The organism is Actinoplanes lutulentus (genome assembly GCF_003259845.1).
GTDB lineage: Bacteria > Actinomycetota > Actinomycetes > Mycobacteriales > Micromonosporaceae > Actinoplanes > Actinoplanes lutulentus.
The window spans coordinates 45,595-58,972 of record NZ_QLMJ01000023.1 but is presented as its reverse complement, the minus strand read 5'-3'; the positions used below and the strand labels follow the sequence as shown (position 1 = coordinate 58,972).

General features: G+C 69.5%; 11 protein-coding genes. 10 read left to right on the top strand and 1 reads right to left on the bottom strand.

Annotated elements, in window-relative coordinates; genetic code table 11:
- Nucleotides 1-43 precede the first annotated feature (43 nt).
- The 7 genes from B0I29_RS37650 (at nt 44) to B0I29_RS37620 (ending at nt 8,053) form a co-directional block, all read left to right on the top strand.
- A complete protein-coding gene (locus tag B0I29_RS37650) occupies nt 44-1,234 on the top strand; it encodes an efflux RND transporter periplasmic adaptor subunit (protein WP_111653950.1) in 1,191 nt (396 codons plus the stop codon).
- Entirely contained in the window at nt 1,231-1,971 is a 741-nt protein-coding gene (locus B0I29_RS37645) for an ABC transporter ATP-binding protein (protein ID WP_111653949.1), read from the top strand. Before B0I29_RS37650 ends, B0I29_RS37645 begins: the two co-directional genes overlap by 4 nt.
- The gene (locus B0I29_RS37640; RefSeq protein WP_111653948.1) at nt 1,968-3,170 is read left to right on the top strand and encodes an ABC transporter permease; all 1,203 of its coding nucleotides are present in this window, start codon (nt 1,968-1,970) and stop codon (nt 3,168-3,170) included. Before B0I29_RS37645 ends, B0I29_RS37640 begins: the two co-directional genes overlap by 4 nt.
- Before the next feature lie 20 nt (nt 3,171-3,190).
- Nucleotides 3,191-3,736 carry a hypothetical protein gene (locus B0I29_RS37635; RefSeq protein ID WP_181558191.1) on the top strand — a complete coding sequence of 182 codons (546 nt, stop codon included), beginning with the start codon at nt 3,191-3,193 and terminating at the stop codon, nt 3,734-3,736.
- Nucleotides 3,737-3,774: 38 nt separating this feature from the next.
- Complete coding sequence (locus tag B0I29_RS37630) at nt 3,775-6,435, top strand: helix-turn-helix transcriptional regulator (RefSeq protein WP_111653946.1); 2,661 nt, start codon at nt 3,775-3,777, stop codon at nt 6,433-6,435.
- A 169-nt stretch (nt 6,436-6,604) separates the two neighbouring features.
- Nucleotides 6,605-6,838 (top strand): hypothetical protein, encoded by a 234-nt coding sequence (locus tag B0I29_RS37625; RefSeq protein ID WP_111653945.1) that lies wholly within the window; start codon nt 6,605-6,607, stop codon nt 6,836-6,838.
- Nucleotides 6,839-7,051: 213 nt separating this feature from the next.
- The gene (locus B0I29_RS37620; protein WP_111653944.1) at nt 7,052-8,053 is read left to right on the top strand and encodes a TerC family protein; all 1,002 of its coding nucleotides are present in this window, start codon (nt 7,052-7,054) and stop codon (nt 8,051-8,053) included.
- A 1,171-nt stretch (nt 8,054-9,224) separates the two neighbouring features.
- On the opposite strand, the gene B0I29_RS37610 is transcribed toward B0I29_RS37620, so the two are convergent.
- Nucleotides 9,225-9,986 (bottom strand): dioxygenase family protein, encoded by a 762-nt coding sequence (locus B0I29_RS37610; protein ID WP_111653942.1) that lies wholly within the window; start codon nt 9,984-9,986, stop codon nt 9,225-9,227.
- Nucleotides 9,987-10,417: 431 nt separating this feature from the next.
- Between B0I29_RS37610 and B0I29_RS37605 the strand changes: the two genes are divergently transcribed.
- Genes B0I29_RS37605 through B0I29_RS37595 form a run of 3 tightly spaced genes read left to right on the top strand, consistent with a single transcriptional unit; the run spans nt 10,418 to nt 13,217 of the window.
- Nucleotides 10,418-11,068, top strand: coding sequence for a GOLPH3/VPS74 family protein (locus B0I29_RS37605; RefSeq protein WP_111653941.1), 651 nt, complete (start codon nt 10,418-10,420; stop codon nt 11,066-11,068).
- A gap of 44 nt (nt 11,069-11,112) precedes the next feature.
- Complete coding sequence (locus tag B0I29_RS37600; protein ID WP_111653940.1) at nt 11,113-12,618, top strand: APC family permease; 1,506 nt, start codon at nt 11,113-11,115, stop codon at nt 12,616-12,618.
- Entirely contained in the window at nt 12,615-13,217 is a 603-nt protein-coding gene (locus B0I29_RS37595) for a GNAT family N-acetyltransferase (protein ID WP_111653939.1), read from the top strand. The genes B0I29_RS37600 and B0I29_RS37595 overlap by 4 nt, the downstream gene beginning before the upstream one ends.
- Nucleotides 13,218-13,378: the final 161 nt, after the last annotated feature.

Below are 13,378 nucleotides of genomic sequence, written 5' to 3'. Positions count from 1 at the left end.
CCGCCGAAGCTCCTCCTAGCCCAAACCTCGAAAGTGTGCAGCCATGAAGGTACGTCTGAGCCGCCACCCGTCGCTGGTGGTCAACGCCGTGATCGGCGTCGCGCTCGTCGCCGGAGCATTCACGGTGTACGAGACATTTTCCGATTCCGACGACGGGACGGCCGCCGTGGCCTCCGAGCGGACGGTCTCCGTCCAGCAAGGAACGGTCACCAAGACCGCGACGGCGGACGGCACCCTCGAGAGCGCCAGCACCGCCAGCGCCAGCTTCGAGACCAGTGGCACGGTCACCTCGATCAGCGTGAAGGTCGGTGACAAGGTCAAGAAGGGGCAGGTCCTCGCGAAGGTCGACCCGGCCGCCGCGCAGCGCACCCTGGACGCGGCCGAGGCCGACCTGGACGCGGCGCAGGACGCCGTCGACCGCGCCGAGGACGCCGGTTCGGACACGTCCGAGGCGGAGAACCAGGTGGACACCGCCGAGCTGGCCGTCGACGAGGCCGAGGCCGGCGTCGACGGGACCGTGCTGAAGGCGCCGATGGCCGGGACGGTCACCGCGGTGAGCGGGACGCTGGGAAGTTCCTCCGGAGGATCGTCGTCCTCCGGTGGCTCCACCGGCGGCGGTTCCTCCTCCAGCTCCTCGTCGAGCTCCAGCTCCAGCTCCGGATTCGTCGAGATCGCCGACCTGACCAAGATGCAGGTCAGCGCCGCCTTCGCCGAGGCCGACGCGACCAGCCTCAAGGAGAAGCAGGCCGCCACGGTCACCTGGAACGCACTCAGCGGCGTCGAGCAGAGCGCCAAGGTCACCGCGATCGACCCCTCCGCGACCACCTCGAACAGCGTCGTCACCTACGGCGTCACGCTGACCCTGGACAAGGTGCCGACCGGCGCGAAGGTCGGGCAGACCGTCGCGGTCTCGGTCACCACCGGCTCCAAGGAGAACGCGATCTACGTCAACCCGGCCGCGCTCACCACGGTCGGCAACCGGCACACGGTCACCGTGGTCGCGAACAGCGTGCAGGAGACCCGCTCGGTGGAGATCGGCCTGGAAGGCGACTCGGCCACCGAGATCACCTCCGGCCTGACCGCCGGTGAGCAGGTCGTCGTGAAGACGACATCGTCCTCCACCACCACCAGCGGCAACCAGCAGGGCGGCTTCCCCGGCGGCGGCACCGGCTTCGGTGGCGGAGGCGGCAACGTGGGCGGCGGCGGCATGCCGGGCGGCGGTGGCGGCCGATGAACAAGCCCGTCCTCGAGGTCCGCGACCTCAAGAAGATCTACGGCCAGGGCGAGGCCACAGTGCACGCGCTGCGTGGCGCGTCGATGACCGTCCACCGCGGCGACTACGTGGCGATCATGGGTTCGTCCGGCTCCGGCAAGTCGACGCTGATGAACATCCTCGGTGCGCTGGACATCCCCAGTTCGGGAACGTACAAGCTGGACGGGGTGGACGTCAGCCGGCTCTCCGATGCTCAGCTGGCCCTGGCCCGGAACCGGCTCATCGGGTTCATCTTCCAGGCGTTCAACCTGATTCCGCGTACCAGTGCGGTGGCGAACGTCGAGCTGCCTCTCGCGTACGCGGGGGTGAAGCCGAAGGAGCGCCGCAGGCGCGCCATGGCGGCGCTGGACATCGTCGGTCTGGGTGAGCGGGCCGGCCACGAGCCGAACCAGCTCTCCGGCGGTCAGCAGCAGCGTGTGGCGGTGGCCCGCGCCCTGGTGACCGAGCCGGCGCTGCTGCTCGCCGACGAGCCGACCGGAAACCTGGACAGCAAGTCGACCGACGACGTGCTGAAGGTCTTCGACGACCTCAGCGCGGCCGGCCGGACCATCGTGATCATCACGCACGAGGACGAGGTCGGCGCCCGGGCCAAGCGGCTGATCCGCCTGGTCGACGGCGCGATCGTCTCCGACGTGCGGCAGTCGCCGATCCACCTGCGGCCGGTCGGCCCCGCCATGGCGGGGCGGCACTACGCATGAGCATCTTCGAGGTCATCAGGTTCTCCCTGCGCGGGCTCTCGGCCAACAAGCTGCGATCCGCGCTGACCATGCTCGGCATCCTGATCGGTGTGGCGGCGGTGATCCTGCTGGTCGCGGTCGGCAACGGCTCGGCCAAGGCGATCAGCGACCGGATCGAGGCGCTGGGCACCAACACCATCACGGTGATGAGCACCGGCCGGGGCGGCTCCAGCAGCACCTCGCTGACCAAGGACATGGCCGACGCGCTGGTCGACGCGGAGCTGGCACCGGACGTGAAGTCGGTGTCGCCGGTGGTCAGCTCGTCGTCGGCGACCATGACGTACGAGGGCACCGACCACTCGGTGGCCACGTTCGTCGGCACCACGCCGAGCTGGTTCGCCGCCTCCAGCACCCCGGTCGGCACCGGGGCCATGTTCACCGAGGACGACGTCGACCAGGGCCGGCGGGTCGTGGTGCTCGGGCAGACCGTCGCCGAGGAGCTGTTCCCCGGCGTCGACCCGATCGACAAGCAGGTCACCGTCGGCGGTGCGCTCTTCACCATCGTCGGCGTGCTGGACGAGAAGAGCTCCACCGGTTTCAACGACGCCAACGACACGGCGGTCGCCCCGCTCACCGCGGTGCAGCAGGTGCTCACCGGGTACGGCGCGCTCACCTCGATCATCGTGGAGGCGTCCGACCCGGACAAGGTGGACGCCGCGCAGGACCAGGTCTCCACGATCCTGGACCAGAAGCTGGACGTCTCAGAAAGCTCGTCCAGCACGCCTTATCGGATCCAGAACGCTTCGTCGCTGCTGGAGACGCAGACCGAGACCGCTGACACGTTCACCACGCTGCTCGGCGCGGTCGCCGCGATCTCGCTGCTGGTCGGCGGCATCGGCATCACCAACATCATGCTGGTGACGGTCACCGAGCGGACCCGGGAGATCGGCATCCGCAAGGCGCTCGGCGCACCACGCCGGGTGATCCTCAACCAGTTCCTCATCGAGGCGATGTTGTTGAGTGTGCTCGGCGGTGGCCTCGGGGTGGTCACCGCGCTGATCGGCAGCCATTTCGAGATCGTCGGCGTGAAGCCGGTGATCGTGCCCAGCTCCATCGCGCTCGCCTTCGGCGTCTCGGTCGCGATCGGACTGTTCTTCGGCGGCCTGCCCGCCGCCCGCGCCGCCCGGCTGCGTCCCATCGACGCGCTGCGTTACGAGTGAGGATCGAAGCTGTGAACCGGATGAACGACGAGACCGCCGTTATCCCGGCGCTGCCCTCCCTGGAGGAGCCGGACGATCACGACGATCTCTCCAAGGAGCTGGCCGCCGTCGCGCCGAAGCGCTGGTGGAACAAGGGCACGATCGGGCTGGGTGTGGTGGCGCTGCTGATGGGTGGTTTTCTCGGCGGGGTGCAGGCGCAGCAGCAGTGGGGGACCACATCAGCGGCTGCGAGCGGATTCCCCGGAGGGGGGACGGGCGGCCGCACAGGTGGCTTCCCGGGCGGGTTGAGCGCGAGCGGCGCGCCTGGAGGCTTCGGGCAAAACGCCCAGCCGGCGGCAACAGAAGATCAAGGCACCACCGGCAAGGTCAAGCTCGTCAACGGCACCACGATCTACATCGAGACCGAGGACGGCAGCACCGTCACGGTCAAGACCGGCGACGACACCGCCGTCGCCACCGCCAAGAAGGGCAAGCTCAGCGACGTGAAGGCCGGCGACTCGGTCACCGTCGAGGGCGCGACCGCCGAGGACGGATCGGTAACTGCGACAAGTGTCACCAAGGAGTAGTCATTGATGACTACCTAAGTCATCCCTAGGGTGAGCCCATGCTGTACGGGCGGGATGCACTGCTCGCCGCGATCGATGCCCGGCTGAGTGCCGGCGGCGGGGTGGCCCTGCACGGGCCGCCCGGCATCGGTCGCAGCGTTCTGCTCGACACCGTCGCTGCCCAGGCCGCGGCGCGGGGCGACCTCGTGCTCCGCCTGCGCCCGGCACGCGGTGAGCGCGGTCTCGCGTACGCCGGGGCCGCCGATCTCGTACGCCAGGTCCCGGCGGACGCGGTGGCGGCCCTGGCGCCGGCGCCGAGACACTGGCTCGCCGCGCTCCGCCAGGGCCGGCCGCCGCGCACCGGCGGACCGGCTCTGGCGCGGCGGCTGGTGCTGCCCGAGCTGCTCGCGCACTGCGCCCGGATCGTTCCGGTGCTGATCGTGATCGACGACGCGCAGTGGCTGGACCCGCAGTCGGCGGAGCTGATCGCGTTCGCGATGAGGCGGCGACCCGGGCCTCGAATACGAGCATTAATCGCGACAAAAACGGTAAAAGTGACGCGACTCTGCCCTGCCCCGGCCGTGGAGCTCACTGTCCCCCCTTTGGAACCCGACGACCTCGCCGCCATGCTGGAAGCCCACGGCCTGCCCTGCCGCGCCGCGAGCCGGCTGCACCAGGCCAGCGCCGGAAACCCCTATGTGGCGCTCGCGCTGAGCAAGGGGCAGGAGGCCCGGGACTGGGCCGCCGAACGCTTGCGCGAACTCCCCGACGAGGTCCGGGCCACTCTGCTGGTCGCCGCCCTGGCCACCACACCCACCCCGTCGCTGCTGCTGCGGGCCGGCCGGGACGACGCCGAACGCGAGCTGCGCGCCGCCACGGCCGCCGGAATCATCGACGCGAAACTCCGGTTCACGCCGCCGCTGCTCGGGCAGGTGCTGGCCGACGAGACCCCGGCCGCCGAGCGGTTCGCGGTGCACACCGCCCTTGCCGTCGCGGCGACCGATCCGATCGACGCGTTACGGCACCGCGCCCTGCGTACCAACCGGCCGGACGCGGCAGTGGCCGGCGCTCTCGCCGACGCGGCCCGGCGGTGCGCGCAGCGCGGCGCCGACCGCACCGCCGCCGAGCTGTACGTCCTGGCCGCCGACCGCTGCCCGCACGGACTCGCCGCCGACCGGCTGAACTGGCTGGTCACCGCGGCCCGCACGGCGATCACCGGGGGATCACCGGCTCTCGCGCGCAAGGCCGCCGACGCGGTCCTGACCGCGCAGGCCGCGCCGCCCGCGCACCGGGTACGCGCCCGGCTCGTCCTGATCGACCTGGCCGGGCAGGACCTGGCCGGGATGGCCGAGACCCTCGCCGCGGCCCTGGCCGAGGCCGGCGACGATACGGCGCTGCTCGCCCCGGTGCGGTTGCGGCTCACCTGGCAGGCGTTCCTGATGGGCGACGCCGACCGGGCCTCGCAGGAAGCCCGCCTCTCTCAAGAAGCCGCGAAGGCCGCCGACGACCCCACCACCGAGGCCATGGCGCTCAGCGCGCTCGCCCAGATCCTGCGGACCCGCGGCGAACCCGGCTGGCGGGACAGCCTGGACCGGGCCCTCGCGCTCCCGGCCGCGCCGGCGCCGGACTGGTTGCACTACGGCCCGCAGTACACGGCCGCGCGGTTCGCCCTCTTCGACGACCGGCTCGACGAGGCCCGCGCCGACCTGCTGACGCTGCTCGCCGTCGCCGAGCACGACCGGATCGGTGAGGCCCGGGTCGAGGTGCTGCGCAGCCTCTCCGAGGTCGCCACCCGGGCCGGGCGCTGCCAGGAGGCGCTGCGGTACGCCCACCGAGCCGCCCGTGCCGCCCAGGACGCCGGACTGAGCCCCGGCCCCACCTGGTACACCGCCGCCGTCGCCGAGCTGGCAGGCGGCAGCCTGGCCGCCGCGGCCGGATTCGCCCGGCGGGGCATCCGCGCGTCCGAGCAGGAGAGCGACGGCCTCTACCTGCGGCGTAACCTGCACGCCCTGGGCCAGGCCGAGCTGCGCGCCGGCGACACCCGGTCCGGCGTCGCCACCCTGCGCCGGCTGCGCGACTCCGAAGCCGAGTCGGGCAGCGCCGACCCGATGATCGTGCGCTGGCACGCGGACCTGGCGGCCGGCCTGGCGGCGCTCGGTGAGCACGCCGAGGCGGCCGCCACGCTGTCCCGGGCCCGTGCGGTGGCCGCGACGATCGGCGCGGTCCCGGCCCTCACCGGCTATCTGGACCGGGCTGCCGCGATAGTGCAGTCCGAATCGGGCCGTGCCGACGACGCGGTGGAGCTCTCCACCGCCGCGGCCCACCTCTTCGAACAGCTGCGGCAACCCGTCGAGCAGGCGCACGCCCTGCTGGTGGCCGGTGGCGCGGAACGCCGCCGCCGCCGGTACGCGGCCGCCCGGGTGGCGATCGGGGCCGCCCTCGCGCTGTTCATGGCCGCCGACGCCCGGCCGTGGGCGGAGGAGACCGAACGGGCGCTGATCCGCACCGAGACGCCGGACCAGGGGCTGACCTCGACCGAGCTGCGGATCGCCGCGATGGTCCGGGACGGCGCCAGCAACCGGGAGATCGCCTCCCGGCTGTACCTCAGTGTCAAAACCGTCGAGGCCACCCTGACCCGGGTCTACCGCAAGCTCGGGGTGCGCTCGCGGACCCAGCTGCTGTCGCGCCTCGCGGTGTCCGAGATCACCGGGCTCAGCTGACCAGCGGCTTCGCGACACACAGTGACCTGGGTTACCGAAAATCCGTGGTCGCCGTCACTTTCATCGCGGGAGTTTTACCTGGTGGATTTGGGGATGAAGCGCGGCCGAGGGATTGTTGTACCCGGAAGCGACGAGGCTTTCTCCGTCACTATCCGTCGAGGAGTTCGACATGCGATTTCTTCGTAACACCCGTAAGGCCATCGCCGACAACCGCGCCGAGAGCCGTGCCCGCCGTCAGCTGAGCGACGAGCTGGCCGCGTTCCGCACCGCCGCCGAGCGCAGCGAGCTGGACATGATCCTGAGCCGGCACAGCGCCGACGAGACCCGCGAGATCCACGCGATTCTGAACCAGCAGGACGCCGAACGGCGCTACCAGGTGGGTGTCGGAACACACCAGAACTGATCCACACTGTCCACGGGCCGCCGAGGGCCGGCCCGGAGGGTTACCGCTTGCGCTGTCCGGACCGTCCCCGGATCGCGCACGCTGACCCGGAACCGCCCCTGGCGAGCGAAGTGCGCCAGGGGCGGTTCTCTTTTCCGTTTCCCTCGTGCCGAGATCAAGCTTCCCCATCGGTTTTTCAGCGAGCTTGCAGAATCGTCAGGGATTCTGTGAAGCATGCTTGAGGTCTCCGCGCTCGGGTGGACCGTCACCATCGGTGTCATCGTCGCCCTGCTCGCCCTCGATTTGACTCTCGGGGTGCTTCGTCCACACGTCGTCGGCTTTCGTGAAGCCGCCGCCTGGTCCGTCTTCTATATCGCCGTCGCGATCGCGTTCGGTGTCGTTTTCGGAAGCATCGCCGGTTGGGATTTCGGCACCGAGTACTTCGCCGGATACATCGTCGAGAAGAGCCTATCGGTCGACAATCTCTTCGTCTTCGTCATCATCATGAGCACGTTCGCGGTGCCCGAGCGATACCAGCAGGAAGTGCTGACGTTCGGCATCATCATCGCGCTGATCCTGCGGGTCATCTTCATCGCGGTCGGCGCCGCGCTGCTCAGCGCGTTCTCGTTCATGTTCCTGATCTTCGGCCTGATCCTGCTCTACACCGCGGTGCAGCTCTTCCGGCACCGCGACGAGGATCCGAGCGTCGACGACAACGCCCTGGTCAAGGCCGGTCGCCGCTTCCTGCCCGTGACGGAGGACTACGTCGAGGGCAAGATGATCACCAAGATCGACGGCAAGCGCATGGTCACGCCGTTGTTCCTGGTCCTGCTCGCGATCGGCGGCACCGACCTGCTGTTCGCCCTCGACTCGATCCCGGCCGTCTTCGGCGTGACCGAGGAGGCGTACATCGTCTTCGTCGCCAACGCCTTCGCCCTGCTCGGCCTGCGAGCCCTGTTCTTCCTGGTCAAGGGCCTGCTCGACCGCCTGGTCTACCTGTCGACCGGCCTGTCGATCATCCTGGCCTTCATCGGCATCAAGCTGGTGCTGCACTGGGCCCACAAGGACATCAGCGACAGCGTCCCCGAGGTCAGCACCCCGGTCTCGCTCGCCGTCATCCTCGGCATCCTGGTGATCACCACGGTCCTCAGCCTCATCAAGTCGAGCAAGGACCCATCCCTGAAAGCCCATCCCGGCAGCCTGCGCGCCAAATCCGAACACCCCGCGGACAAATAACCCCCACGGCCCGGCGGTCCTCCGCCGGGCCGTTTCTTCATCCTCACTTCTTCAGTACGCGTTTCGCAGGAGGCCCGTGCCACCCCCGGCGACCCATTGCCGGCTCCAGGCCGTCACGCCACTTTCGCTACCGGTGCCCACTCACCGGTTCCGCGCCCCGCCTCACCGCTCGGGTCCGCCGCTCAGACGCTTCAACGACATGCCGCGAGCACCCCACCGATGCGTGTCGAGTTAGGGCGCGGCTGGGCTCGCAGGAGATAACCCGGCGTTTCCCGACTGCACCGCCTACCGCCGCGAGTTCTCCGGGCCGGCTGTACGTCGTGGTCGCCGTGCGCGACAGCCGGCAGCCGTGGTGTAGAGCCGGCGCTCGGCTGAACAGCACGGTTGTCCGGCTGGCGCTTGTGGTCGTGTTTGAGCCCTGTCAGCGACCACAAGCGCTGGCCGACCGTGTCCGGCTCGTGCTTACGGTCGTGCTTCGGCCCGCGCACGACCATAAGCACGAGCCGGTACCGCGTTGGCTGGTAGCGCGCTTGGCCGGAGGCGGGTTTGCCGCGGGCGAGCCGTAGCTCACCTACGTCATCGGACCCGAATAACACGTCTGGCCTACGGCTCGCCGTCCCGAGCCGTCGTCCAGCACTGTTATCGGACCCCGATGACATGTCTGAGCTACGGCTCGCCACCGCAGCTCCAAGATCCGGGATCCGGGACCCGGGATCCGGGATCCAAGATCCAAGATCCAAGATCCAAGATCCAAGATCCAAGATCCGGGATCCGGGATCCGGGATCCGGGATCCGGGATCCGGGATCCGGGATCCGGGATCCGGGACCCGCACTCATGTCAGCATTCGCCCGGCATAGTTGGCGCTGGACGGCCGTATCCGGCACGGGCTGACGGAGCCGGACGGGTGCCAGCGCATGCGCTGGCACCCGGACCACCGGACAAATCGGAAACGCCCGAGTTATTTCCAACGGGTCCTATCGAACCCCAAGCCGACACGGGCCGGCGAATCGCGGAGCGTGTGTCGATTTAGGGGCCGTATCGAACCCGAAATCGACACACGGTCTGACCTCCGGCGCTGCTCGGCGCCGACCCCGCCCCCGGCGCTGACCCCCGGCGCCGGCTGTCGATCGGGCTGAGCTGCGGCGGGGCTGAGCTGCGGCGGGGCTGGGCTCAGGCGGTCTGGAAGGAGCGCTTGGACAGGCCCATCCAGAAGCCGTCGACCGGCTGCTCGGGTGCCGCCTCCGGGTCGCCCGAGGCGCCCAGGGTCAGGAACATCGGCGCGAAGTGCTCGATCGTCGGGTGGGCGTACGGCATCCCGGGGGCGAGGGTCCGGAACGCGGCCAGTTCGTCGACAGCGCCGCGCGCCAGGGTCTCGGCCGCCCACGCGTCGAACTCGCGGGACCAGCCCGGCGCGTTCGCCTCCGGGCGCCAGTCGCGCAGGAACGGCAGCCCGTGCGTGGTGAACCCGGAGCCGACGATCAGCACGCCCTCGTCGCGCAGCGGCGCGAGCCGGGCGCCCAGGTCGAGCAGCGCGTCGGGTTCCAGGGTGGGCAGCGACATCTGCAGCACCGGGATGTCGGCGTCCGGGTACATCACGGTGAGCGGCACGTAGGCCCCGTGGTCCAGGCCCCGGTTCGTCCGCGCGACCGTCTGCGAGTCCGGCATCAGCGCGGCGACCCGGTCGGCCAGCTCGGGTGCGCCGGGCGCCGGGTATTTCACCTGGTAGTACTTCGCCGCGAATCCGCCGAAGTCGTAGACCAGCGGCGCCGTCGTGGTGGCACCGAGCATCAGCGGCGCCGACTCCCAGTGCGCGGACGCCATCAGGATCGCCGTGGGGCGGGGGAGCCCGGCGGCCAGCTCCTGCAGCTGGGCGACCCAGGTGGGGTCGTCGACCAGTGGCGGGGCGCCGTGACTGAGGAAAAGCGCGGGCATCCGCACGGTGGCCTCCTTGAAGCTTCAACCATTCACCACCACCGTAGCCCGCGTTGCTTGACCGGTCAACTATCCCCGAGCGTAGTTACTCTGAGTAGTTTCCCCAGGATCGTGATCACGCTGCGCCGAACCCCGGGCGTATGAAAGACGATCTTGAAAATAAGTTGATGACATTAAATATTGACGAGATCCAACAACGCGTCTTCGTTTATTGATCGACGCTCAAATTCCCTGTCCAAGAGTGTGATCAACAACGCCCACTGTGGAGACGACATTTGTCTCATCTGGACGTTGCGCCTGGACGCGAGAGCTGGCAGGCTACCTCCGGTCGCGCCGGGGGGAGCGAACAGTAATTGCTTCGTGATTCGTCACCACATTACTCAAGGTGAACAGCGCGGGCATTTCCCAAGGCGTCGAGAGGAGACCGAGCAGTGGCGTCCCCGCCGCAGCTTCCGCCCGCGGATGACCTGTATCTAACTGCTCACGACACGATTCGTGGCAAGTCCCTGCTGTCACCGGCCACACTCGGCCTCGGTCTCGGCGCGGCACTGCTCGGCGAGTTGATGTTGTGGCGGCGCGTCGACCTGGTCGAGACCGAGCTCGTGGTCATCGACGAACGGCCGACCGGCGACGCCGCGACGACCGCCGTGCTGGAGCAGCTACGCCGGGAAGCAGGGCAGCACGGCGTACGCAACTGGCTGTCGTACCTCTCCACCGGCATCGCCACCGACCTGGTCGAGCGCCGCCTTGCCCGGCCCGGTCTGATCAAGCGGGTGGAGAAGCGCGGCCTGCTCAGCACCAAGGTCTCGTTCGTCCCCGCCGACTCGATGACCGCCGGCTGGCCGGCCACCCGCATCCGTACCAAGGTCTCCCGCGACGAGCCCCTCGACGTGGCCGACCTGCTCCTCGCCGGGCTGATCCTCGCCACCGGCCTGGACCAGCACGTGCTCGCCACCCTCAACGCCCGCGACCGGGCCGGGCTGTTCGAACAGTTCCGCCGGCTCTTCCCGGCCATGTTGCAGCAACTCGTCGCCCAGGCCGAGGCGGCCGTCGGCGACGCTGTCATGGCCCGGCGCGCCTGACCCGCCTCACACCCACCCCCACACAGAAAAATCCTGGAGTCAGCGTGTCCTCGACCGCAACCAAACCCCCTGGAAGTCAGCTCTCCGACGCCCTGGCCCGCGACCGGCTCGGCGTCGCCGCGATCGTCTTCTTCATGATGTCGGCGGCCGCGCCGCTGACCGTTGTCGCGGGCGTCGTCCCGACCGGCCTCGCCGTGACCGGCCTGACCGGCATCGCCATCGCGTTCCTCGCGGTCGCCCTGGTGCTCGCGATCTTCTCGGTCGGCTACGTCGCCATGGCCCGGCACATCGCCAACGCCGGCGCGTTCTACGCGTACATCGCTCAGGGTCTCGGCCGGCCGATCGGCGTCGGGGCGTCCTGGGTCGCGCTGCTGTCGTACAACATGTTCCAGGTCGCGTCGTACGGCGGTTTCGGCGCCATCGCCCAGCCGCTGTTCCTCGACTGGTTCGGCGTGGACGCCCCGTGGTGGGGCATCGCGCTGATCGCCTGGGCGCTCGTCGCGATCCTCGGTGTCCGTGACGTCGCCGTCAACGGCAAGGTCCTGGCCACCCTGCTGGTCGCCGAGATCGTGCTGACCCTGGTCTTCGCGTTCGCCGAGATCTTCACCGACGGCTTCACCCCGTCGACCGCGGCTCTCGACCCGGGCACCCTGGTCGGTGCCGGTTCCGGCGCGCTGCTGGTCATGGCGGTCACCGGCTTCGTCGGCTTCGAGCAGTCGGTGGTCTTCAGCGAGGAGTCCCGCGACCCGCGTCGCACGGTTCCGCGCGCCACCTACATCGCCGTCGCCATGATCGCCGTCATCTACGCGTTCGCCTCCTGGGCGATGATCTCCGCGGCCGGTGACAACGTGGTCCAGCGTGCCGGCGAGGAGGGCCCCGAGCTCTTCTTCAACCTGGCCGCCGTGCCGCTCGGCAGCGCCGCCCTGCACCTCGGGCACATCCTGTTCCTGACCTCGCTGATCGCCGCGATGATCTCGTTCCACAACATCATCGCCCGGTACATGTTCTCGCTCGGCCGCGAGGGCGTGCTGCCCCGCGCGTTCGGCCGTACCGTGCCGGGCACCGGCGCGCCGAAGAACGGCTCGCTCGCCCAGTCGGCGGTCGGCCTCATCGTGATCGTCGCCTACGCGGTCTTCGGCTGGGACCCGCTGGTCCAGCTCTTCTTCTGGGGCGGCACCGGTGGTGGCCTCGGCGTCCTGCTGCTCGTCACGATCACCTCGTTCGCGGTCATCGGGTACTTCGCCCGCAAGCCGGAGGGCGAGGACGTCCTGCACCGGGTCGTCGCTCCGCTGATCAGCTCGGTCGCGCTGCTGGTGATGTCGTACCTGGCGATCGACAACATCGCCGGGCTGCTCGGTGTCGAGCCGGGCAGCACCCCGGCCATCGTGGTGCCGCTCTCGTTCGCGGTGCTGCTGGCCGGCGGCATCCTCTGGGCGCTCTACCTGCGCTCGGCCCGCCCGCAGATCTACAACGGCATCGGCCTCGGTTCGCGCAGCGCCACCACCACCGGTGGCTTCGCGGCGGCGCTCAACGAGACGGAGTCGCGATGAGTGACCCGGTGATCCGCCCGATCCGCGAGGACGAGGTCGAGACCGTCGGCGCGTTCATCTCGAACGCCTTCGACGACCTGGCCGCGAACCACTACCTCGTCCCGGTTCCGGCCGAGCGCGAGACGGTGATGGCCGGTTTCTTCAGCCTGGAGTCGGAGACCGCCTTCAAGCAGGGCCGGATCGAGGTCATCGATCACCCGGACGGTGGATACGCCGCCGCCGCGGTGTGGTTCGACCGGGTGACCGACCTCCCCGAGGCCGAGGCCTACATGGAGCGTCTCGAAACGATCACCGGCGACCACTTCGAGCGTTTCGGCGCCCTGGGTGAGCTCTTCGACAAGAACCACCCGCACGAGCCGCACTGGCACCTGGCCTTCCTCGGGGTCCGCCCGTCGGAGCAGGGCAAGAGCCTCGGCAGCCTGATGATGAAGCACGTGCACGACGAGCTCGACGCGAACGGCACGGCCGCGTACCTGGAAGCGACCAACCAGAACAACGTGCGCCTGTACCGCCGCCACGGATACCAGCCGATGGATCCGTGCGAGATCTACCTGCCGGACGGCACCGCGTTCTACCGGATGTGGCGCGCCGCATCCTGATCGGAGCAGCTCGGTCAAGAGGCCGGGGTATGGGCGAACAGCCTGTACCCCGGCTTTTTGGGTATTGACGCGGAGGGCCCGCCGTAATTACATCGAAACCAGGTCCAACCCAGCGTTGCTGATCGGCTACCGCTGGGTGAACACGCCCATGGCCGGCCGGA

Excerpts from the sequence above, each read along its gene's own strand:
- B0I29_RS37635 (WP_181558191.1), top strand. The coding sequence starts at position 3,191 with ATGAACGACGAGACCGCCGTTATCCCGGCGCTGCCCTCCCTGGAGGAG.
- B0I29_RS37645 (WP_111653949.1), top strand. The coding sequence starts at position 1,231 with ATGAACAAGCCCGTCCTCGAGGTCCGCGACCTCAAGAAGATCTACGGC.
- B0I29_RS37640 (WP_111653948.1), top strand. The coding sequence starts at position 1,968 with ATGAGCATCTTCGAGGTCATCAGGTTCTCCCTGCGCGGGCTCTCGGCC.
- B0I29_RS37650 (WP_111653950.1), top strand. The coding sequence starts at position 44 with ATGAAGGTACGTCTGAGCCGCCACCCGTCGCTGGTGGTCAACGCCGTG.
- B0I29_RS37620 (WP_111653944.1), top strand. The coding sequence starts at position 7,052 with ATGCTTGAGGTCTCCGCGCTCGGGTGGACCGTCACCATCGGTGTCATC.
- B0I29_RS37625 (WP_111653945.1), top strand. The coding sequence starts at position 6,605 with ATGCGATTTCTTCGTAACACCCGTAAGGCCATCGCCGACAACCGCGCC.
- B0I29_RS37595 (WP_111653939.1), top strand. The coding sequence starts at position 12,615 with ATGAGTGACCCGGTGATCCGCCCGATCCGCGAGGACGAGGTCGAGACC.
- B0I29_RS37610 (WP_111653942.1), bottom strand. The coding sequence starts at position 9,986 with ATGCCCGCGCTTTTCCTCAGTCACGGCGCCCCGCCACTGGTCGACGAC.
- B0I29_RS37630 (WP_111653946.1), top strand. The coding sequence starts at position 3,775 with ATGCTGTACGGGCGGGATGCACTGCTCGCCGCGATCGATGCCCGGCTG.